Source organism: Streptomyces sp. NPDC090127 (assembly GCF_044746945.1).
In the GTDB taxonomy this organism is placed as follows: Bacteria; Actinomycetota; Actinomycetes; order Streptomycetales; family Streptomycetaceae; genus Streptomyces.
The window spans coordinates 1,045,013-1,064,652 of the sequence record NZ_JBIVDE010000002.1 but is presented as its reverse complement, the minus strand read 5'-3'; the positions used below and the strand labels follow the sequence as shown (position 1 = coordinate 1,064,652).

At 75.0% G+C, this 19,640-nt stretch carries 20 protein-coding genes and 1 pseudogene; 15 read left to right on the top strand and 6 right to left on the bottom strand.

The annotated features are described in order from the left end of the window. The first annotated feature begins 68 nt into the window (after nucleotides 1–68). A complete protein-coding gene (locus ACIPPS_RS10295; RefSeq protein ID WP_401429176.1) occupies nucleotides 69–1,301 on the top strand; it encodes an aminotransferase class I/II-fold pyridoxal phosphate-dependent enzyme in 1,233 nt (410 codons plus the stop codon). A 103-nt stretch (nucleotides 1,302–1,404) separates the two neighbouring features. After that, a complete protein-coding gene (locus ACIPPS_RS10290) occupies nucleotides 1,405–2,481 on the top strand; it encodes an MBL fold metallo-hydrolase (protein WP_401429173.1) in 1,077 nt (358 codons plus the stop codon). Here the strand turns inward: ACIPPS_RS10290 and ACIPPS_RS10285 are convergent. Both ACIPPS_RS10285 and ACIPPS_RS10280 read right to left on the bottom strand, forming a co-directional pair. Next, nucleotides 2,461–3,105, bottom strand: a complete 645-nt coding sequence (locus ACIPPS_RS10285) for a DedA family protein (protein ID WP_401429583.1) — start codon at nucleotides 3,103–3,105, stop codon at nucleotides 2,461–2,463. The two genes, ACIPPS_RS10290 and ACIPPS_RS10285, sit on opposite strands and share 21 nt — an antisense overlap. An 11-nt stretch (nucleotides 3,106–3,116) precedes the next feature. After that, a complete protein-coding gene (locus ACIPPS_RS10280) occupies nucleotides 3,117–3,890 on the bottom strand; it encodes an MBL fold metallo-hydrolase (protein ID WP_401429581.1) in 774 nt (257 codons plus the stop codon). A gap of 325 nt (nucleotides 3,891–4,215) precedes the next feature. Between ACIPPS_RS10280 and ACIPPS_RS10275 the strand changes: the two genes are divergently transcribed. The 7 genes from ACIPPS_RS10275 (at nucleotide 4,216) to ACIPPS_RS10245 (ending at nucleotide 11,673) form a co-directional block, all read left to right on the top strand. After that, nucleotides 4,216–4,620, top strand: a complete 405-nt coding sequence (locus ACIPPS_RS10275) for a recombinase family protein (RefSeq protein ID WP_401429171.1) — start codon at nucleotides 4,216–4,218, stop codon at nucleotides 4,618–4,620. Nucleotides 4,621–4,710: 90 nt separating this feature from the next. Next, a complete protein-coding gene (locus ACIPPS_RS10270; RefSeq protein ID WP_401429169.1) occupies nucleotides 4,711–6,843 on the top strand; it encodes a phage holin family protein in 2,133 nt (710 codons plus the stop codon). A gap of 66 nt (nucleotides 6,844–6,909) precedes the next feature. Beyond that, nucleotides 6,910–8,469, top strand: a complete 1,560-nt coding sequence (locus tag ACIPPS_RS10265; RefSeq protein WP_401429167.1) for an amino acid permease — start codon at nucleotides 6,910–6,912, stop codon at nucleotides 8,467–8,469. A gap of 60 nt (nucleotides 8,470–8,529) precedes the next feature. Further along, nucleotides 8,530–8,907 (top strand): hypothetical protein, encoded by a 378-nt coding sequence (locus ACIPPS_RS10260; RefSeq protein WP_401429165.1) that lies wholly within the window; start codon nucleotides 8,530–8,532, stop codon nucleotides 8,905–8,907. Between the two features lie 49 nt (nucleotides 8,908–8,956). Then, nucleotides 8,957–9,103, top strand: coding sequence for a hypothetical protein (locus ACIPPS_RS10255; protein WP_401429163.1), 147 nt, complete (start codon nucleotides 8,957–8,959; stop codon nucleotides 9,101–9,103). Nucleotides 9,104–9,176: 73 nt separating this feature from the next. Beyond that, nucleotides 9,177–11,069 (top strand): alpha/beta hydrolase, encoded by a 1,893-nt coding sequence (locus ACIPPS_RS10250; RefSeq protein ID WP_401429161.1) that lies wholly within the window; start codon nucleotides 9,177–9,179, stop codon nucleotides 11,067–11,069. Nucleotides 11,070–11,253: 184 nt separating this feature from the next. Next, nucleotides 11,254–11,673 carry a hypothetical protein gene (locus ACIPPS_RS10245; RefSeq protein ID WP_401429159.1) on the top strand — a complete coding sequence of 140 codons (420 nt, stop codon included), beginning with the start codon at nucleotides 11,254–11,256 and terminating at the stop codon, nucleotides 11,671–11,673. On the opposite strand, the gene ACIPPS_RS10240 is transcribed toward ACIPPS_RS10245, so the two are convergent. After that, complete coding sequence (locus tag ACIPPS_RS10240; protein WP_401429156.1) at nucleotides 11,663–12,511, bottom strand: helix-turn-helix domain-containing protein; 849 nt, start codon at nucleotides 12,509–12,511, stop codon at nucleotides 11,663–11,665. The genes ACIPPS_RS10245 and ACIPPS_RS10240 overlap by 11 nt on opposite strands. Nucleotides 12,512–12,602: 91 nt before the next feature. Between ACIPPS_RS10240 and ACIPPS_RS10235 the strand changes: the two genes are divergently transcribed. From ACIPPS_RS10235 to ACIPPS_RS10225, 3 genes are all read left to right on the top strand, one after another. Further along, nucleotides 12,603–12,920: a 4a-hydroxytetrahydrobiopterin dehydratase gene (locus ACIPPS_RS10235; protein ID WP_401429154.1), complete on the top strand. Its 318-nt coding sequence runs from the start codon at nucleotides 12,603–12,605 to the stop codon at nucleotides 12,918–12,920. Nucleotides 12,921–12,943: 23 nt separating this feature from the next. Next, the gene (locus tag ACIPPS_RS10230) at nucleotides 12,944–13,687 is read left to right on the top strand and encodes a class I SAM-dependent methyltransferase (protein WP_401429579.1); all 744 of its coding nucleotides are present in this window, start codon (nucleotides 12,944–12,946) and stop codon (nucleotides 13,685–13,687) included. 85 nt (nucleotides 13,688–13,772) lie between these two features. Next, nucleotides 13,773–13,982, top strand: coding sequence for a WYL domain-containing protein (locus ACIPPS_RS10225; protein WP_401429151.1), 210 nt, complete (start codon nucleotides 13,773–13,775; stop codon nucleotides 13,980–13,982). Here the strand turns inward: ACIPPS_RS10225 and ACIPPS_RS10220 are convergent. Beyond that, nucleotides 13,939–14,865 carry an NmrA family transcriptional regulator gene (locus ACIPPS_RS10220; protein WP_401429149.1) on the bottom strand — a complete coding sequence of 309 codons (927 nt, stop codon included), beginning with the start codon at nucleotides 14,863–14,865 and terminating at the stop codon, nucleotides 13,939–13,941. The genes ACIPPS_RS10225 and ACIPPS_RS10220 overlap by 44 nt on opposite strands. Before the next feature lie 103 nt (nucleotides 14,866–14,968). On the opposite strand from ACIPPS_RS10220, the pseudogene ACIPPS_RS10215 reads away from it, so the two are divergent. Next, nucleotides 14,969–15,902, top strand: a pseudogene (locus tag ACIPPS_RS10215) (cupin domain-containing protein). A gap of 62 nt (nucleotides 15,903–15,964) precedes the next feature. Further along, nucleotides 15,965–16,864, top strand: coding sequence for a class I SAM-dependent methyltransferase (locus ACIPPS_RS10210; RefSeq protein ID WP_401429147.1), 900 nt, complete (start codon nucleotides 15,965–15,967; stop codon nucleotides 16,862–16,864). Nucleotides 16,865–16,994: 130 nt separating this feature from the next. On the opposite strand, the gene ACIPPS_RS10205 is transcribed toward ACIPPS_RS10210, so the two are convergent. Both ACIPPS_RS10205 and ACIPPS_RS10200 read right to left on the bottom strand, forming a co-directional pair. Continuing rightward, nucleotides 16,995–17,468 carry an RICIN domain-containing protein gene (locus ACIPPS_RS10205; RefSeq protein ID WP_401429145.1) on the bottom strand — a complete coding sequence of 158 codons (474 nt, stop codon included), beginning with the start codon at nucleotides 17,466–17,468 and terminating at the stop codon, nucleotides 16,995–16,997. Beyond that, on the bottom strand, nucleotides 17,465–18,532 hold the full coding sequence (locus tag ACIPPS_RS10200) for a GlxA family transcriptional regulator (RefSeq protein ID WP_401429143.1): 1,068 nt from the start codon (nucleotides 18,530–18,532) through the stop codon (nucleotides 17,465–17,467). Before ACIPPS_RS10200 ends, ACIPPS_RS10205 begins: the two co-directional genes overlap by 4 nt. Nucleotides 18,533–18,634: 102 nt before the next feature. Between ACIPPS_RS10200 and ACIPPS_RS10195 the strand changes: the two genes are divergently transcribed. Next, a complete protein-coding gene (locus ACIPPS_RS10195; RefSeq protein WP_401429141.1) occupies nucleotides 18,635–19,588 on the top strand; it encodes an NADP-dependent oxidoreductase in 954 nt (317 codons plus the stop codon). The last annotated feature ends 52 nt before the right edge of the window (nucleotides 19,589–19,640 follow it).

The following is a 19,640-nucleotide window of genomic DNA, read 5'->3' as shown; positions in this document are numbered from 1 at the left end:
CCAACCTTCGTATAAAGGCAGGGAGGCGCCGTGCGGGGCGGCGGCCGGTGTTCCGGGAGGTGCGGAGGATGCGGCGGACGGCCCCCGAAGGGCGTGGCCCGGTGAGCTACGGACCACCCGCCCCGGAGCCCGGCCTGCCCGTGCTGCCCGGACTGGCCGCGATCCTCGCCGCCGCCGCCGACCGCAGCGCGGTCGAGCCCCCCGGCGGCGGGCCCGTGCTCCGCGAGGCGGCGAGCGGCTACTGGTGGCGGCGCGGCCTGCGCACCCACGCCGAGGACGTGGTCGCCGCCCCCGGCGCCCGCCCGCTCCTGCTGGCCCTGATCGCCGCCCACGGCGGCGACATCCTGATGCCCCGGCCCTGCCCGGCCTGGTGGACCCCGCAGGCCCGGCTCCTGGGCCGCCCCGCCTACCACGTGCCCACCCCCGCCGAGTGCGGCGGCGTCCCCGACCCGTACGCCCTGCTCGAAACCGTCCGCCGGGTCCGCGCCGAGGGCGGCCACCCCCGCCTGCTGCTGCTCTCCGTCGCCGACGACCCCACCGCCACCGTCGCCCCGCCCGAACTGGTCCGCGAGGCCTGCGAGGCCGCCGTCGCCGAGGGCCTGCACATCATCAGCGACGAGACCTGGCGCGACACCCTGCACCGGCGCGCCGACACCGTCCTGGTGAGCCCCGCCGAGATGTGCCCCGACGACGTCACCGTCCTGCACGACCTGGCGGCCGCCCTCACCCCGCCCGCCTGGCCCTGCGCCGTGGCCCGCTTCCCACCCACCGGACCCGACCGGGCCGACCGCTACACCGACCCCCGCGCCCGCACCCTCGACGTCCTCACCGCGCTCGGCGCCTTCGTCGCGGGGCCGATCGCCCCCGCCGCCGCGCACGCCCTCGACGAGCCGGAGGACGTCACCGTACGGGCGGCCCGCGCCGCCACCCTGCACGGGCACGTCGCCGCCGCCGTCCACCGGACGGTGCTCACCGCCGGCGGCCTCGCCCGGCCGCCCCAGGCGGGCCGCCACCTCTACGCGGACCTCGGGCCGCTGCGGGCCGGGCTCGCCGCACGGGGCGTCACCGACTCCATGGAGCTGGAGAACCACCTCGGCCGGCGCCTCGGCACGCCCGTCCCCGGTGGGCACCGCTTCGGCGACGAACTCGGCGCCCTGCGCGTGCAGTTCGACACCGGCGCCTTCCTCGGCGCCGACGAGGAGGAACGGACGGAGTCCCTCGCCTCCGCCGACCCGGTGCGACTTCCGCACGTGGCACGCGCGTTGAGCGCGTTCGGCGCAGCCCTGGAGGAACTCCGGTGACCGCGGAGGAACGTCGGCCGGGCCGCCGCCCGAACGCCCACCGTCCCTCCCGCCGACGCCCTCGAGACCGTCCCGACGAACCGCGTGGAAACGGAGCCCGCAGATGACGGAACAGACGGCACGGCCGACGCAGGCCCCGCACCCCGTACGCGACGGCCGGACCGCCCCCGCCCCGTCGCCCGTCCTCCAGCCCATCGGCCGGACCAGGACCGACTGGCCCCGCTCCTTCGTCGACCGCCTCACCGCCCCGCTGCCCGGCGTCCGCGCCATGGCCCGGCTCGCCCGCGAGGGGGCCGTGCGCCCCGGCGCCGACGGCCTGCGCGACATCCCGCTGCTGCCCTTCGCGCCCGGCCCGCTGCCCGACGCCGGACCCGACACCCTCGCCGTCACCTGGGCGGGGCACGCCAGCTGGATCCTCCGCCTCGGCGGCCTCGCCGTCCTCACCGACCCCGTCTGGTCCCGCCGCATCTTCGGCACCCCCGCCCGGGTCACGCCCGTCGGAGTCCGCTGGGAGGACCTGCCGCCGGTGGACGCCGTCGTCATCAGCCACAACCACTTCGACCACCTCGACGCGCCGACCCTCAAGCGGCTGCCCAAGGACACCCCGGTCTTCGTCCCCGCCGGACTCGGCCGCTGGTTCACCCGCCGCCGCTTCAGCCGCGTCACCGAGCTCGACTGGTGGGAGGCGGCCGAACTCGACCGCGTGCGCTTCGAGTTCGTCCCCGCACACCACTGGTCCAAGCGGACCCTCCTCGACACCTGTCGCTCCCTCTGGGGCGGCTGGATCCTCACCGACCGGGCGGGCGGCGTCGGCGGCACCGACAGACCCGACGGAGCCGGCCGCCAGGTGTACTTCGCCGGCGACACCGGCTACGGCCACTGGTTCGCCGAGATCGGCGCCCGCCACCCCGGCATCGACCTCGCACTGCTCCCGATCGGCGCCTACGAACCCCGCTGGTGGCTCAGCGACGTCCACACCGACCCCGAGGAGGCGGTCCGCGCCTTCCAGGACCTCGGGGCGCGCCGGATGGCCCCCATGCACTGGGCGACGTTCGTGCTCTCCTCCGAGCCGGTCCTCGAACCCCTCACCCGCGTCAGGGCCGCCTGGGAGCGGGCCGGGCTGCCCCGCGAGAACCTCTGGGACCTCCCGGTCGGCGGCTCACGCGTGCTCGCCCCCTGACCGGCCCGCCCGCCCGCCGCGGCCCTCCCCCCGGACCCGGCGCCACAGCGCCGGAGCCGCACTGATCAGGAGTGCCAGGCCCACCGCCGCCACCACGCCCTGCCAGGGCTCCGGGAAGAGCGAGCCGCCCAGGATCCCGATCAGCTGGTACGTCGCCGCCCAGGCCAGGCACGCCCACACGTCCCCGCGCACGAACCGCCGCAGCGGCACCTCCGCGAGGAGGCACGCCAGCATCACCGGGATCCGCCCGGCCGGCACCAGACGGGACAGCACCAGCACCGACACCTGATGCGTCTCCAGCTTCTCCTGCGCCTGCGCGAGCCGGTCGGGCGCGGCCCGTCGGCGCAGCACCTCCAGCCACCGCGAGCCGTTCTTCGAACGGACCCCGCGCCGCCCCAGCCAGTACAGCGCGATGTCCCCCAGCAGCGCGGCGAAGGCGGCCACCAGGAAGACGAGGAGCAGGGCGAGCGGAGCCGCCTGGTGGAAGGCGACGACGGCCGCCGAGCTGACGATCGCCCCGGTCGGCACCACGGGCACCAGCGAGCCGAGGGCCACGAGCAGGAACAGCGAGGGGTACCCCGCCTGCTGCGTCGGCGCCGTCGGCAGATCCCCGGCCACCCCCATCAGGCCATGGATCACCGGGCGACCTCGGGCCGCACCCGCGCACCGTGAGCCAGCAGGTGCACCGCCACCTTCGGCGCGAGCCGCGCCGCCTGCCGGACGAACTCCTCGCCCGGCGCGTGGAACTCGTGCGGCCGCACCGCGTCCATCCCGATCGGCCAGTACGTGCCGTAGTGCACCGGCACCGCCGCCGCCGGGGAGAGCGCCGCGAGCGCCTGGGCCGCCCGGCCCGCGTCGAGATGACCGTGCCCCAGGTACGGCCCCCAGCCGCCGACCGGAAGCAGCGCCACGTCCACCGGGCCGACCTCCTCCGCCATGCCGTCGAAGAGCCCGGTGTCACCGGCGAAGTACGTCCGCGCCTCGCCCTCGACGACATACCCGAGCGCGGGGGAGCGGTGCGGCCCCACCGGCAGCCGCCGCCCGTCGTGCAGCGCCGGGACGGCCCGTACCCGCACGCCCTCCACCGTCACCGTGTCGCCCGGGCCGACCTCCGTCAGCCGCAGCCCGCGCCCGCCCAGCCGACGCAGCCCCGGTACGGCGGCGGGCGCGCCGCGCGGCACCACGAGCCGGGTGCCGGGCGCGAGCCGGGCCAGCGAGGGCAGGTGGAGATGGTCGGCGTGCAGATGGGAGACGAGCACCGCGTCGGCGCGCGCGGCCTCGGGCGGTGGCGCCGCGCCGCGCCGCCGCCGCAGATGCGCCAGCCTGCGGGCGAAGAGCGGATCGGTGAGGAACCTGACCCCCGAGTCCTCGACCGTGCAGGTGGCATGACCCCACCAGGTGACCTCCACCGTCCCGCCGCCTTCCGTTCGGTACTCCGGCGTCCCTCGGTACTCCACTGGTCACGAGGGTAGATGTCCGGAGCGGGTGACGCGGGGCGTCTACGGTGGGACGAGGGGGTAGCCATCCGTCAGCGAGGGGATGGGAGTCGCGGTGAGCACGAGAGGGACGACCTGTCGTTCGGCGCGGTGTCCGCGCTGCGGGGGCGTCCTGGCCGTCACCCAGGACGGCTGGAAGATCTGCCACACCTGCGGCTGGTCTGCGCCGCCGTGAAGCCCGCGCCCGCCGCCGGGACGCGGCCTCCTCGGGCGTCCGGGTTCGGAGTAGGGTCGGTCCATGGACGACGTTCGGGTGGCGGCGATCGCCAGCCTCACCCCGCTCGAGGAACTCGACAGCGACCCCTTCCTGGTCGACACACGCAGCCAGCACGCCATGTGTGCCCGCTGGGCCCGGGACAAGGGCTATGTCGTGACCAGACACCTGCTCTTCTACGGGATCCGGCCGGACCACGACGCGCTCTGGGTGGACGTGGAGGCCGGGCAGGCCGACCTCTTCGTCGCCCCCAACGAACGCGTGCTGACACGGGCGTTGACCGACGTGGCCGGCTTCCGTGCCGAGTGCGAGCGGCGCGGCGTACGGCTGGAGACCGCGGGTCTCGACGAGCCGTCCTACGACTCCGCCGCCAAGGCCGACGTCCACCGCAGGCTCTCCATGCCCACGGCCGGCTACGACGGTTGCTGACCCGGTCCCGCCCCGGGGACCGCCCCGCCCCGCCTCACCTGGGTGATGTGCCACGCTTGAGGCAGGTGACGGGTGAAAGGTGAACCAGGCGTGGGTGGCGGGCGATGGCGTACCGGCGGGCGCTGGCGGACGGCGGGCAGCGCCCTGGTGCGGGTGATCGTGGTCTGGGCGGTGTCCACGCTGACCATGCTCGCCCTGGCCGGACTGCTGCCCGACTTCCAACTCCAGCTCGCCGACGGCGACAGCATCACCCGCACCGCCCTCACCGCCGTGTGGGGCGCGGGCGCGTTCGGTCTGCTGAGCGCGCTGGTCTGGCCCGTCGTCGTCCGCGCGCTGCTGCTCGTACCGGCCCTGGTCCTCGGCCTGTTGGTGTTCTTCCTCAACGGCTCGCTGCTGCTCATCGCGCTCTGGCTGGTCCCCGACGGGCGCGGCGCCGCCGACCCCTCGACGGCCGTCGTGGTCGCCGCCGTCATGTCGGCCGTCGCCTCGGCCACCTCCACCGCCCTCGCGGTCCGCGACGACGACGCCTACCGCCGCCGCCTCTACCGGCTCGCGGACCGCAAGCGGCCCCGGGCCGCCGTGACCGGAGGACCGCGGAGCGTGCCGGGGACGCTCTTCCTGCAACTCGACGGCGTCGGGCACCGGGTGCTCCGCGACGCGGTCGCCGACGGGCTGATGCCGACCGTCGCCGGCTGGCTCGACACCAGCCACCGGCTCACCCCCTGGCGCACCGACTGGTCCAGCCAGACCGGCGCCAGCCAGCTCGGCATCCTGCACGGCTCCAACGAGGACGTGCCCGCCTTCCGCTGGTACGAGAAGGACACCGGCCGGCTGATGGTCTCCAACCGGCCCGCGAGCGCCGTCGAGCTCCAGCGCCGCGCCATCGCCCGCACCGGCGACGGCGGGCTGCTCACCGTCGACGGGGCCTCGCGCGGCAACCTCTTCAGCGGCGGCGCCGACCAGCTCGCCCTGGTCCTGTCGATGGCCGCCCGCAGAGGCCGGAGCAACCGCTCCCGCGCCGGGTACTTCGCGTACTTCTCCGACCCCGCCAACGCCGTCCGCACCGCGGGCTCCTTCGTCGCCGAGACCGTCCGCGAGGTGGCCCAGTCGATCCGGGCACGGCTGCGCAAGGAGACGCGGAGGGTGTCGCGCGGCGGCACCTATCCCTTCGTACGGGCCTTCGCCACCGTCGTCGAGCGGGACGTGGTGGTGGCCGCGGTGATCGGCGACCTGCTGGCCGGACGGACCGCCGTCTACGCCGACCTGGTCGCGTACGACGAGGTGGCGCACCACTCCGGGCCGCACAGCCACGACACCGACCGGGTGCTGGCCCGGCTCGACCGGTCGGTCGCGCTGCTCGCCAAGGTCGCCGAGCACGCGCCCCGCCCGTACCGGATCGTGCTCCTTTCCGACCACGGCCAGAGCCCCGGCGAGACCTTCGAGGGCGCCTACGGGCTGACCCTGCGGGATCTCGTACGGGCCGGCTGCGGGCTGCCCGTGTCGCGCCGGGTCCGGCGGACCCGCAGCGGCTCGGAGGCGCGGGACGCGGCCCGGGACGCGCTGCGCAACGCGCTGCACCGGCCGGTGGACGAGGTCGGCGAGCAGATGGGGGAGGCGTCCGACCCCGTCGTGCTGGCCTCCGGGAACCTGGGTCTGGTGTCCTTCCCCGGAGTGCCGCACCGGATGACCCGCGAGGAGATCGACCGCCGCCACCCCGCTCTGCTGCACACCCTCGCCAACCATCCGGGCATCGGCTTCCTGCTGGTCGCGAGCGAGGAGCACGGGTCGGTCGTGCTGGGGCGGGCCGGGGCGGAGGTGCCGGTCGCCGAGCTCGCCGACGACGGCCCCCTCGCGGTCTTCGGGCGGGGCGCGGCGGAAGCGGTCCGGCGCACGGACGGCTTCCGGCACGTCGCCGACATCATGGTCAACTCGATGTACGACCCGGCGACCGGGAACGTGCACGCCTTCGAGGAGCAGATCGGCTCGCACGGCGGCCTCGGCGGCGAGCAGGCCCACGCCTTCCTGCTGTCGCCGGTGGACCTCTCGGAGCCGGTCGCGGACGGGGCCGAGCTGGTGGGCGCCGAACAGGTCCACCAGGTGCTGCGGCGCTGGCTGCGGGAGTGCGCGGGCCCGCAGGTGCCCCTGGAGAATTCCCCGTCCACGAGTGAAACGGAAGAGCTTCTTCCGGTTGACGGGCCGGTCGTACCGGAGAAAAAGAGCTGATTTGGCGGGGCGTCTCACCTCCCGGACCATGGTCGGGTTTGCACGACGAGAGGCGCACCACCCCCCATGAGCACGGCCACCCCCGACCCGTCCGCGTCCACCGAGGAGAGCAGGCACGCCCGCCGGTTCGGACTCCCGATCGCCACCGCCCTGGTCATGGGCAACATCATCGGCGGCGGGATCTTCCTGCTCCCCGCCTCCGTCGCCCCCTTCGGCACCATCAGCCTGGTCGCCTTCGGCATCCTCACCCTCGGCGCGATCGCCCTCGCCCTCGTCTTCGGCCGGCTCGCCCACCGCCACCCGCAGACCGGCGGCCCGTACGTCTACGCCCGCGCGGCCTTCGGCGACTTCGCCGGCTTCCTGGCGGCCTGGTCGTACTGGATCACCGCCTGGGTCTCGAACGCCGCCCTCGCCGTGGCCGCCGTCGGCTACCTCGACGTCCTGATCCCGGTCCACGAGTCGAAGCTCGCCACCATCGCCGCCGCGCTGACCCTCCAGTGGCTGCCGGCCCTCGCCAACCTCGCCGGCACCCGTTACGTCGGCGCGGTGCAGCTGATCGCGACGGTCCTGAAGTTCGTCCCGCTGCTCCTGGTCGCCGTCGGTGGCCTGTTCTTCTTCGACAGCGCCAACCTCGGGCCCTTCCGGGCGGGCGACGGCGACGCGCTCGGCGCGGTCTCCGCCTCCGCCGCGATCCTGCTCTTCAGCTACCTGGGCGTCGAGTCGGCCGCCGTCAGCGCGGGCGAGGTGCGCGATCCCCGGCGCAACGTCGGCCGCGCGACCGTCCTCGGCACCCTGGGCGCCGCCGCGATCTACCTCCTCGGCACCGTCGCCGTCTTCGGCACCGTCGCCCACGACCGGCTCGTGGAGTCCTCCGCGCCCTTCTCGGACGCCGTCAACGCGATGTTCGGCGGCTCGTGGGGCGGCGTCGCCATCGCCTGCATGGCCCTGGTCTCCATGGTCGGCGCGCTCAACGGCTGGACGCTGCTCAGCGCCCAGACCCCGTACGCCGCCGCCCGCGACGGGCTCTTCCCGCAGGTCTTCGCCCGCAAGCGGCGGGGCGTGCCGACGGTCGGCGTCCTCGTGACCGTCGTCCTCGCCTCGCTCCTGACGGTCTACAACTACACGCTCGGCACCGAGGGCGTCTTCGAGGTCCTGGTCCTCGTCACCACCTTCACCGCCACCGTCCCGTACCTGCTGTCCACCGCCGCGCAGATCTACTTCCTGCTCTCCGGCCGCTCCGACCGCGTCGACCGCGCCCGGCTGATCCGCGACGGCGTCCTGGCCGCCGCCGCGTTCGGCTTCTCCATGTGGCTGGTGGCGGGCTCCGGCCACGCGGCCGTCTACCAGGGCGTCCTGTTCCTCTTCGCGGGCGTGCTCGTCCACGCCTGGATGTCGGCCCGCACGGCACGACGGACCGGGGCGGGAGCGGCCCCGGACTCGGCCTCGGTCTCGGATCCGGCCTCGGTCTCGGCCCCCGCCCTGGACTCGGGCCCCGCTGGGGACTCGGCCCCGGACTCGGTCCCGGCCCCGGACTCGGGCCCCGCTGGGGACTCGGACCCGGCCCCGGCCCGAGTGCCCTCCTCCGACGGCGCCGCCGAGCGCGTGAATTCGGGCGTGCCGGCGTAGGCCGCCCGGGCGGATCCGCCGCCCTTCTCGGCACGTCGGGCGTGTCTTGGGGCAGTACGCATGTCCATGAGCCCCGGCAGCACGCCCCACCCCGCGCCCGCCGCTCCGGCGGGCGCGGCGCGGCGTGCCCTGCTCGTCCTGACGCTCGTGCTCGCCGCGCTGCTCGGCGTGGGCGCCGGCGCCGTCGGACCGACGGGTGCGGAGGCCAGGCCGCCGCTGTCCACGAGCCAGTCGCCGCCCGACCCCGGCAGTGAGACGTACGAAGTCGCCGAGGGCACGGCCGCCGCCCCCGGGCGGCTGCGCGCCCGGCGCACGGGCGTCCGCCCCCGTGACGCGGGCCAAGCCCCGGGCGATGCCCCGTCCGCCGCCGCCCCCGGCTCCCCGCCCGCGCTCCGTCCCCACGGCGACGCCCTGCGGTGCGTGGTGATGCGCTGCTGAGAGGCCCGTACCTCTCCCGGCACACCACCCCCCACCGCAAGGAGTACCCATGCCCGTCGACCCCTTCGCCGTCCTGCGCGCCCTGCTGCGCGCCGAGGCCGCCCGCGCCGAACGCGGCGCGCCCGCCGAACCGGAACGGTCCCCGGCCCGCACGGCCGAGCCCGCCCCCGGCCCGGCCCGGGAGGAACGCGCCTAGGTCGTCTCCGGCCCCCGAGGCAGTGCCGGCGGACCGGTTGCGCGGGCCGTGCGCGGTGGACGAGGCTGACCCGATGACCTCGACCGACCGGCACCCCACCACCGATCGGTCCGCCGGCCCCGCCGACCGCCCCACCACGCCCGCCGACCGCCCCACCACGCCCGCCGACCGCCCCACCACGCCCGCCGACCGCCCCACCACGCCCGCCGACCGCCCCACCGCGCCCGCCGACCGGCTCAGGGCACTCGGCGGACGGCTCCCGGCCCTCGCGCGCCGCCCCTACTGGGACCGCCCCGACCCCTCGTACCTGATCCGCCGCTGGCCCGACCTGACCGCCCTCTGCGCCGCCACGCTCTTCTTCTGGGCCTCCCTCACCCCCTCGCTCGTCCCGCGCCCCTGGTACCTCCAGGGCGTCGTCGGCGGCATCACCGCCGTCATCGGGTACGCGCTCGGCTCCTCGGCCGCCTGGCTGTTCCGGGCGCTCGTGCCCCGCCGACCCGGTGAGCGCGTGCGGGCCCGGTGCTGGCAGGCGTACTGGCTGAGCACCCCGGTCCTGTCGGTGTGGCTGATCTCCGAGAGCGCCCGGATGCAGCGTCAGCTCCGGGTCCTGCAGGGCCTGGAGCCCGCCCTCACCTGGCACACGCCGATGATCGCGCTGATGACGCTCGGGCTCCTGCTCGCGCTGCTCCTCGTCGCCCGGACCGTCCGGCTCGGCTCCGCCCGGCTGATCCGGCTGCTCGGCCGGCTCCTGCCCCGGCCCGCCGCCTTCGCCGTCGGGGCGCTGCTCTCCGCCCTCGCCGTCCTCGTCGGCGTCCGGGACGTGGTCTTCGACCGGGGGATCGTCGACATCGCCGACCGGATCGCCGAGGCGACCAACGACGGGACGAAGGACGGCATTCACCGGCCCCTCTCGCGGTACGTCTCCGGCGGTCCCGGCTCCCTCATCCCCTGGCGGGACCTCGGCTACCAGGGCCGCAACTTCACCGGCTCGGTCCCCACCCGGGCCCAGGTCACCGCCGTGAGTGGCGCCCCCGCCGAGGACCCGGTCCGCGTCTACATACCCTCGGCGCTGCCGGCCGCCTTCACCGACGAGCGCCCCTTCGCGGCCCAGGCCCGCCTCGCCGTACGCGAACTGGAGCGCACCGGCGCCTTCGACCGCCAGGTCCTCGTCGTCGCCGGCACCACCGGCACCGGCTGGGTCGACCCGAACGTGGCCGAGCCGCTGGAGTTCATGTACCGGGGCGACACCGCGATCGTCGCCGTGCAGTACTCGTACCTGCCGAGCTGGGTCTCCTTCCTCGTCGACAAGGAGAAGGCCGGCCAGGCCACCCGGGCACTCGTCCAGGCCGTGCGCGCCAGGATCGACGCGCTCCCCGCCGAGCGGCGGCCCCGGTTCCTGGTCACCGGCGAGAGTCTCGGGGCGTACGCCGTGGAGGCCTCCTTCGACGGCCCCGACGACCTGCTCGCCCGCACCGACGGGGCCCTGCTGCTCGGCACCCCGAACTTCTCCCCGACGTCGCAGCGGATCCGCCGCGACCGGGACCCCGGCAGCCCGGTGTGGCGTCCGCAGTACGAGGGCGGGGCGCGGGTGCGCTTCGCCCAGTTCCCGGCGGCGGACCTCGCCCGGCCTCCCGCCCGCTGGCAGTTCCCCCGCGCGGTCTATCTGCAGAACGCCTCGGACCCGGTCGTCTGGTGGTCGCCGGACCTCCTCCTGGAGCGGCCCGAGTGGCTGGGCGACCCGCTCGGCCCGGACATCACGCCCGAGATCGACTGGTTCCCGTTCGTCGCCTTCTGGCAGACCTCGATCGACATGGCCGTCTCGTACGGAGTGCAGGCCCCGCACGGCCATCGCTACGGCGCCGGCGCCGTGGACGGCTGGGCGGCCGTGGCCCCGCCGAAGGGCTGGACGGCGGCCGACACGACCCGGCTGCGCGCCTACATCCAGCACCGCGACGCCGCGTACTGACGGGACGTCGGCGGAGCGGGCAGGCCCCGTGCGGACAGGCTCACGCCCTCCCCTTACCCCGGACGTAATCGACCCGTGCCGGGCGTCGCGGCATCGTGGGGGTCACCGGGACTCGGCCGGCGCACTCCGGCCGAGCCCCGGTGTCACGACCAGCAGAAACGTCCCCGATGGAGGCTGATCCACCATGTCCCAGGCCCTGCTCGCCGGTCTCTCCCGCACCACCCGGCCGCAGTCCGCGGTGCGCCGGTTCCTCGCGCTCGACGCCGTCGTCACCGGGGCCAACGGGCTCGCCTACCTCGCCGCCTCCGGGCCGCTCGGCGAACTCTTCGGCGTCGACCCGGCGGTCCTCCTCGAACTGGGCGTCTTCCTCGCCGTGTACGCGGTGGGCGTCGCCTGGGTGGCGCGCCGCGCCGAGCCCCCGGCCCTCGGCGTCAAGCTCGTCGTCGACATCAACGTCCTCTGGACCGTGCTCAGCGTCGTCGCGCTCGTCGCCTGGCTGGAGCCCACCACCGCCGGCGTGGTGTGGACCCTCGTCCAGGCCGCCACCGTCGGTGGGTTCGCCGCCCTGCAGTGGTCCGCCCTGCGGGCGGCCACTAGGCCCTGAACGACCGGAGGTACGCGACCGTCTCCGGGTCGGCCGGGAGCAGCGTCTCGATGGCCAGCTCGGCGACGGTCACGTCCATCGGGGTGTTGAACGTCGAGATCGACGACACGAACGACAGGACCCGGCCGTCGTGCTCGATCCGCAGCGGCAGCGCGAAGTACGGATACGGCTCCGGGTCCTCCCGGTCGTCCGGGTCCGCCGCGCCGCCCTCCGGCAGCGGGTAGGCCGCCACCTCCTCGTACAGCGCGCGCAGCGGCTGCGAGCGGGACAGCGCGATCTGCCGCTCCATCTGCGCCAGCAGATGACCCCGCCACTCCCGCAGGTTCCGGATCCGGGGCGCGAGCCCCTCCGGGTGCAGGGTGATGCGCATCGCGTTCAGAGGCGGGGTGAGCAGGTGCTCCGGCAGCCCGGCCAGCAGCATCCCGATGCTCTCGTTCGCCGCCACCACCGTGTACGCGCCGTCCACGACGAGCGCCGGATACGGGTCGTACCCCCGCAGCAGCTGCGCGATGCCCTCGCGCAGGGTCTCCAGCTGCGGGTCGTCGAGCGTCGACTCCCGGTAGCGCGGGGCGTAACCGGCGGCGAGCAGCAGCGCGTTCCGCTCCCGCACGGGCACGTCCAGGTGCTCCGCGAGGCGCAGGATCATCTGCTCGCTCGGCCGCGACCTGCCCGTCTCGATGAAGGAGATGTGCCGGGCCGAGGAATCGGCCCGCAGCGCCAGCTCCAGCTGGCTCAGCCGCCGCTCCTCGCGCCAGCCGCGCAGCAGCGGCCCCACCGCGGTGCCCACCTCGGAGCCCGTCGCCCTGCCCGTCGCCCTGCCCGTCCCGACCGATGTCATGCCCCGACGCTATCCCAGGTGTCGGCCCGGGTATCGAGTCCCCGGGACCGTATCGTCACGGTCAGCGAACCCGACCGGAGGGAGTACGGACATGGCCCCAGAGCCGCTGTCGCAGAAGGAGATCGAGGACCGGTTGCGCGAGCTCCCCGGGTGGTCCCTTCAGGACGACCGGATCACCCGCACCTACCGTCTCGACGACCACTTCGCGGCCACCGCGATGGTCGTCCACGTCGCGCAGATCCAGCAGGAGCTGAACCACCACTCCGACCTGACGCTCGGTTACAACACCGTCGCGGTCTCCGTGAACACCCACTCCGCCGGACCCGCGGTCACCGAGAAGGACGTCGAACTGGCCGCCCGCATCGAGGACATCGCCCCCGGCCACGGAGCGGCCCGACCCGGCGACTAGGGTCTCCCCGCATGGGGGACACCGTGCTCGACTACGACGCCGAAGCGGACCGCTACGACGAGACGCGCGGCGGGGTGCCGCGCGCCGAGGCGGCCGCCTCGGCCGTCCTGCGCCTCGTCCCGGCCGGCGCCCGCACGCTCCTCGACCTGGCCTGCGGCACCGGCCTCGTCACCGGGCGGCTGACCCGCCCGGGGCTGCGCGTGTACGGCGCCGACGCCGCGCCCGCCATGGCCCGCAAGGCCGTGGAACGCGTCCCGGGCGGGGTCGTGCTCGCCGACGCCCGCGCGCTGCCCCTGCCGGACGGCCGCGTCGACGCCGTCAGCGCGGTCTGGCTGCTCCACCTGGTCCCGTTCGCCGCCGAGATCGTCGCCGAGGCGGCCCGGGTGCTGCGCCCCGGCGGGGTGTTCATCGCCACCGTCGACAAGGACGCGGCCCACGACGTCGGCAGCGACATCGACCGCGTCCTCGCCCCGTACCGCTCCCACGGACGGGCCCGCGACCGGCACGACCGGATCACCGCGACCGCCGGCGCCCACGGTCTCGTCCCGGCGGGCGCCACCCGCTTCACCGGCCACGGCCAGGGCGCCACCCCGCGCCGCACGGCGGAGAAACTGCGACGCGGGTACTACGCCTCGTGGTTCGACGGCGCCGAGGCGACGACGGACCGGCTCGTCGCCGAGCTCGCCGCACTCCCGGATCAGGACCGGCCCCGTGCCGACCCGGCCTACCCCCTCGTGGCGTTCCGCCGCGGTGTCACCGGGGACTGAACTCCATCACCCAGTTCGTCACCCACTCCCGGCCGGGCGGCGCGAACGCCTGCTCCCAGCGGGCGGTGTCGGCCGAGATACCGGCGTGCCCGAGCCGGACGGCCGGCTCCGCGCCACCCTCCCGATCGAGACGCTCGCCCACGCCCACGACGCGTTCCTCGCCCTGGGGGCGGAGGTGGAGGTCCTGGAACCGGCGGAGCTCCGCTACCGCCTCACGGAGACCGTCCACCGGCTGGCGGCCCGGTACGGAGCTACGCCCTCCTCGCCCCGAACGCCCGGTCCGCGAACTCCCTGAAGTCGCGCGGCTCGCGGCCCAGGACCCGCTTCACCCCGTCCGTCACGGCGGCGTTGTGCCCGTCGAGCAGCATGGTGAAGAGTTCCGAGAGCCACAGCGCCTCCGCCTCGGGAAGCCCGAACTCCTGGAGCAGGGCGGCGTACGCCGCCTCGTCCATCGGCAGATAGGTGACCTCGCGGCCCGAGGCGGCGGACATGGCAGCGGCCGCCTCCGCGAAGGTCAGCAGCCGGGGGCCCGTCACCTCGTGCACCAGCCCCGCCTGGCCGTCCTGGACCAGCGTCTCCACGATCACGTCCGCCAGGTCGTCGACGTCGATGAACGGCTCGGCCGTCCCGCCCGCCGGGAAGGGCAGGGCGCCCTCGGCGACGCCCTCGGCCAGCACCCCTTCGCTGAAGTTCTGCGCGAAGAACGCGGCCCGTACGACGCTCAGTTCGGCGCCGGAGCCGGCGAGGGCCGCCCGCAGCGCCTCCTCCGCGTGGACCGCCTGCGGCTCGCCGCGCCCCGACAGCAGCGTCAGCCGCCGCACCCCGTTCGCCGCGGCGAGTGCGCCGAAGGCGCGCATCGCCTCGATGGCGCCGGGTGCGGCGAGGTCCGGGTAGTAGTTCACGTACGCGTGGTCCACGCCCCGGAGCGCGGGGGCCCAGGTGGACACGGCCTCCCAGTCGAAGGGCGTCGTACCGGACCGGGAGCCCGCCCTGACGGTCGCGCCCCGGGCGGTCAGCCGCTCGGCGACCCGTCGGCCCGTCTTGCCGGTCGCGCTCGTCACCAGGACCGTCCGCGCGGTCGTGGTCGAGCCGGTCGAGCCGGTCGAGCCGGTCGAGCCGGTCGAGCCGGTGGCGTCGGTCGCGTCGGTGTTCGTGTGGGTGCTCTCGTTCGTCGTCATGGTGCAAGGTTCGCGGGATCCGGCCGCGCTTCCCATGCTCCACGGACTCACTCCCATACGCGTGCGTCTACGCCTCGCTTCGGCCCCCGCATACCCTGTGGCCATGGACGCTCTCGCCGGACTCCTCGACGGGCCACGGGCCAAAGGCGCCTTCCTGCTCCGGATGATCATGGATGCGCCGTGGGCCGTGCGGATCGAGGACCACGCGCCGCTCTGCCTGATGTGCGTCACCGAGGGCGAGGCCTGGATCGTCCCCGACCGGGGAGACCCCGTCCTGCTCCGCCCCGGCGACATCGCGATCGTGCGCGGCCCGGAGCCGTACACCGTCGCGGACGCGCCCGACGCCCCGCCCCGCGCGCGGATCGGCCCCGGCGGCGCCTGCTCCACCCTGAGCGGGGAGCCGCTCGCCCAGTCCATGCACCTGGGGGTACGGACCTGGGGCAACGCGCTCGACGGCACGAACACCGTCCTCGTCGGCACCTACCAGCTGGGCGGCGAGGTGAGCCGGAGCCTCCTCGACGCCCTGCCGCACCTGCTGCACCTGCCCGCCGACGTGTGGAACTGCCCGCTCATGCCGTTCCTCGACGAGGAGATCTCCCGCGACGAACCCGGCCAGAGCGTCGTCCTCGACCGGGTCCTCGACCTGCTCCTCATCGCCGCCGTCCGCGCCTGGTTCTCCCGCCCCGGCGCCCAGGCCCCCGGCTGGTACCGCGCCATGGCCGACCCCGTCGTCGGCCGCGCCCTGCGCCTCCTCCAGGACGACCCGGCCCACCCCTGGACGGTCTCCTCGCTCGCCGCGAAGGCGGGCGTCTCGCGCGCCGGGCTGGCCCGGCGGTTCGCCGAGCTGGTCGGCGAGCCGCCGATGGCGTACCTCACCGGCTGGCGGCTCGCCCGCGCCGCCGACCTGCTGCGGCAGACGGACGCCACGGTCGAGGCGGTGGCCCGCCAGGTCGGCTACAGCAGCGCCTTCGCGCTCAGCGCCGCGTTCAAGCGGGTGCGGGGGGGTCAGCCCGCAGGAGTTCCGCCGGCGGGAGTGAACCCCTTTGCCGGAACGGCAACATTTCTCGCGTTTCTCGCGTGCTCCCCGCACGCTGTCACCATGACACACGACCACGACCACGACCGCGAGCACCACGACGGCCACCGGCACCACGCCACCCCCCTCGACTGGGCCGCGATGGCGCCGCTCCTGGAGCGTCAGGCCGAGACCCACAGCCCCCTCTACACCCGGGCCGCCGCCTGGCTCGGCGAACTCGTGCCGGCCGCGGGGGTCCGCCGGGCCCTCGACGTCGGCAGCGGCCCCGGGGTGATCACCACGCTGCTCGCCGAGGCCTTCCCGTTCGCCGAGGTCGTCGCCGTGGACGGGGCGCCGGAACTCCTGGAGCGGGCCCGCGCTCGCGCCGAGGCCCAGGGTCTGGGCGGCCGCGTCGCCACACTGCACGCCGAACTCCCCGCGGACTTCGAGGCCTTGGGCGAGGCCGACCTGATCTGGGCCGGCAACTCCACGCACCACATCGGCGACCAGCGCGGCGCCCTCGCCTCCTTCGCCGGGCTGCTGCGGCCCGGCGGTCTGATCGCCCTCGTCGAGGGCGGCCTCTACGCCCGCCACCTGCCCGCGAACATCGGCTTCGGCCGACCCGGCCTGGAGACCAGGATCGAGGCCGCGCACGCCGACTGGTTCGCCCGGATGCGGGCCGAACTCCCGGACAGCAAGGACGAGGCGGACGACTGGCGGGCGCTGCTCGCCTCCACCGGCCTCACCCCCAGCGGCACCCGCACCTTCCTCACGGACATCCCGGCGCCGGTCCCCGTCGTCGTCCGCGAGCAGATCGTCGCCCACTTCACGCGGCTGCGGGACCCGCTCGACGAGCGGCTCGACGCCGACGACCGGGCGAGCCTCGCCCGGCTGCTCGACCCGGCGGACCCGCTCTCCGTGCACCGGCGTTCGGACCTCTTCATGCTCTCCGCCTCCACGGTCCACACCGCCCGCAAGGGCTGAGCGGCACGCGGCGAGGCGGCAGGTCGGCGGCGCGCGGCGGGGCTGCGGCACACGGCGGGTCAGTGGCACACGCGCCGGGGCTGCGACACGGCGGGTCAGCGGGGCCCGACCGTTCAGCCGCCCCGGTGGGTCAGGTCACCGGCTCCAACTGCCACCACTGGGAGGGGGAGTCGGTGTCCTCCCACTGCCGTACGTTCCCGCCGTCGTCCATCGAGCCTTCCTCGACCTCCAGCAGCAGCCCGCTGATGAAGCTCACCAGTGCGACCGTGCCGGGAGACTCCAGGTCCTGCTCGATGATCCACTCCTGCGCGCCGAAGTTGTTCGCCTTCCACTGCTGGATGTTGGCGCCGTTCTCCGTGGAGGCGTTCGCCACGTCGAGCCGCTTGCCGCTCGCCGCGTTCACCAGGTGGTGCAGGCCGCCGCCGTTCTCCACGGGGATGATGTGCCAGTGCTGGCCCGGCGTGCCGTTCTCCTTGCCCTGCTGGACGTTGGCGCCGCTGCGGCTCGACCCTTGGTACACCTCCAGGAGCAGCCCGCTGGCCACGTTCCGGACCCGGTAGAGACCCTCGTGGACCGGAGTGGGTGAACCGCTCGAACCGCTCACTGGGCGAACTCCTTTTCCTTGACCGTGATCTCCACGACCGTAAGTTCTCCGGACGTCCGATGGAAAGCGCGCCGGTAGGCGGCCGGGGAGATGCCGACCAGGGCGCGCATGTGCTGGCGCAGCGAGTTCCCGCTGCCGAACCCGGCCCGGTCCGCGATGTGGTCCACCGACAGATCGCTGGTCTCCAGCAACTGCTTGGCCAGCTCGACCCGTTGGGCGGTCAGCCACTGTCCGGGCGTCGTCCCCGCCTCGTCCCGGAACCTGCGCGTGAAGGTCCGTACGCTCATGCGCGCGTGGTCCGCCAGCTCGGTCAGGGTCAGCGGCCGCTCCAGGCGTTCCAGTGCCCACGCGCGGGTGGGGGCGGTGGTGGCCGTCGTCGGCTCCGGGACCGGACGCTCGATGTACTGGGCCTGGCCGCCGTCCCGCCACGGCGGGACGACACAGCGCCGCGCCACCGCGTTGGCGGTGGCGCTGCCGTGGTCCCGCCGTACCAGGTGCAGGCAGAGGTCCACCCCGGCCGCCGCGCCCGCCGAGGTCAGGACGTCCCCGTCGTCCACGAAGAGCACGTCCTCGTCGAGCCGGACCTCGGGGAAGAGCGACCGGAAGTGGGCGGCCTCCCACCAGTGCGTGGTGGCCGGCCGTCCGTCGAGGAGCCCGGCCGCCGCGAGCGCGTACGCTCCGGTGCAGATGGACACCACCCGCGCGCCGGGCCTGATCCGCGCCAGCGCGCCGCCCACCGTGCCGGCCAGGCTGCCGTCGTCGGCGAGGGCCCGCAGCTCGTGCGTGGGCGGCACGACGACGGTGTCCGCCGTGGCCAGTTCCTCGGGCCCGTGCTCGACGACGATCGAGAAACCGTCGGAGGTGCGGACCGGGCCGCCGTCGAGGGTGCACACGCGTACGTCGTAGAGGGGCCACCCGTCCTCGGTGTGCGCCCCGCCGAGGATCCGGGCCGGGATGCCCAGCTCGAACGGGATCACCCCGTCCAGGGCGAGCACGGCGACGCGGTGGACCGGCGGCAGGGCCGCCGGCCGTGGCGCCGGTGGGGGTGACACGCAGGAGGTCATGGCCAGATTCTGTCACATCATGGCTATCCGGCCAGTACCGCTCGGCGTCCCGGGGCCGGAGTCTGGTGTCACCAGGAAGCACCGGAACCAGGAGCCCCCTTCATGAACGACACCGCCACCGCAGCCCCCGTCACCATGCGTGCGATCACCGCCACCGAGTGGGGCGGCCCGGAGGTCCTCACCGAGACCCGGGCCGCCCGGCCCGAGCCGGGTCCGACCGAGATCCTCGTCCGGGTCCACGCGGCCGGCATCAACCCCGTCGACTGGAAGTCCCGCGCCACCGGCGGCTTCGGCCAGTGGGGCGAGACCCCGATCCTCGGCTACGACGTCTCCGGCGTCGTCGAGGCCGTCGGCCTCGGCGTCACCCTCTACGCGCCCGGTGACGAGGTCTTCGGGATGCCGCAGTTCCCGCGGCAGGCGGGCGGCTACGCGGAGTACGTCGCCGCGCCGGCCCGTCACTTCGCCCGCAAGCCCGCCGCACTCACCCACGTGGAGGCCGCGGCGCTGCCCCTCGCCGGGCTGACCGCCTGGCAGGCGCTCGTCGAGACCGCAGGCCTGCGCGGCGGCCAGCGGGTCCTGGTCCACGCGGCGGCCGGGGGCGTCGGCCACCTCGCCGTGCAGATCGCCAAGGCGCGCGGCGCGTACGTCATCGGCACGGCGAGCGCCGCCAAGCACGACTTCCTGCGCTCCCTCGGCGTGGACGAGCCGATCGACTACACGACGACCGACTTCGCCGAGGCCGTACGGGACGTGGACGTCGTCCTCGACTGCTACGGCGGCGACTACAGCACGCGCTCGCTGCCCGTGCTGCGCGACGGCGGCGCGCTGGTGACGCTGCCCGGGCCCGACACCGTACCGGCGCCCGAGCGGGGCATCCGTACCGGCTTCACGCTCGTCGAGCCGGACTACGCCGGTCTGCTGGGCCTCGCCGAGCTGGTGGCGTCGGGCAGGCTGCGGCCGGAGGTCGACACGGTCCTGCCGCTGGCGGAGGCGGCCAAGGCGCACGAACTCGGCGAGTCGGGCCGCACGCGCGGCAAGCTGGTCCTGACCGTCTGACCGTCCGCCTGACTGTCTGACCGCGTGAGCGTCTGACCGCCTGACTGTCTGA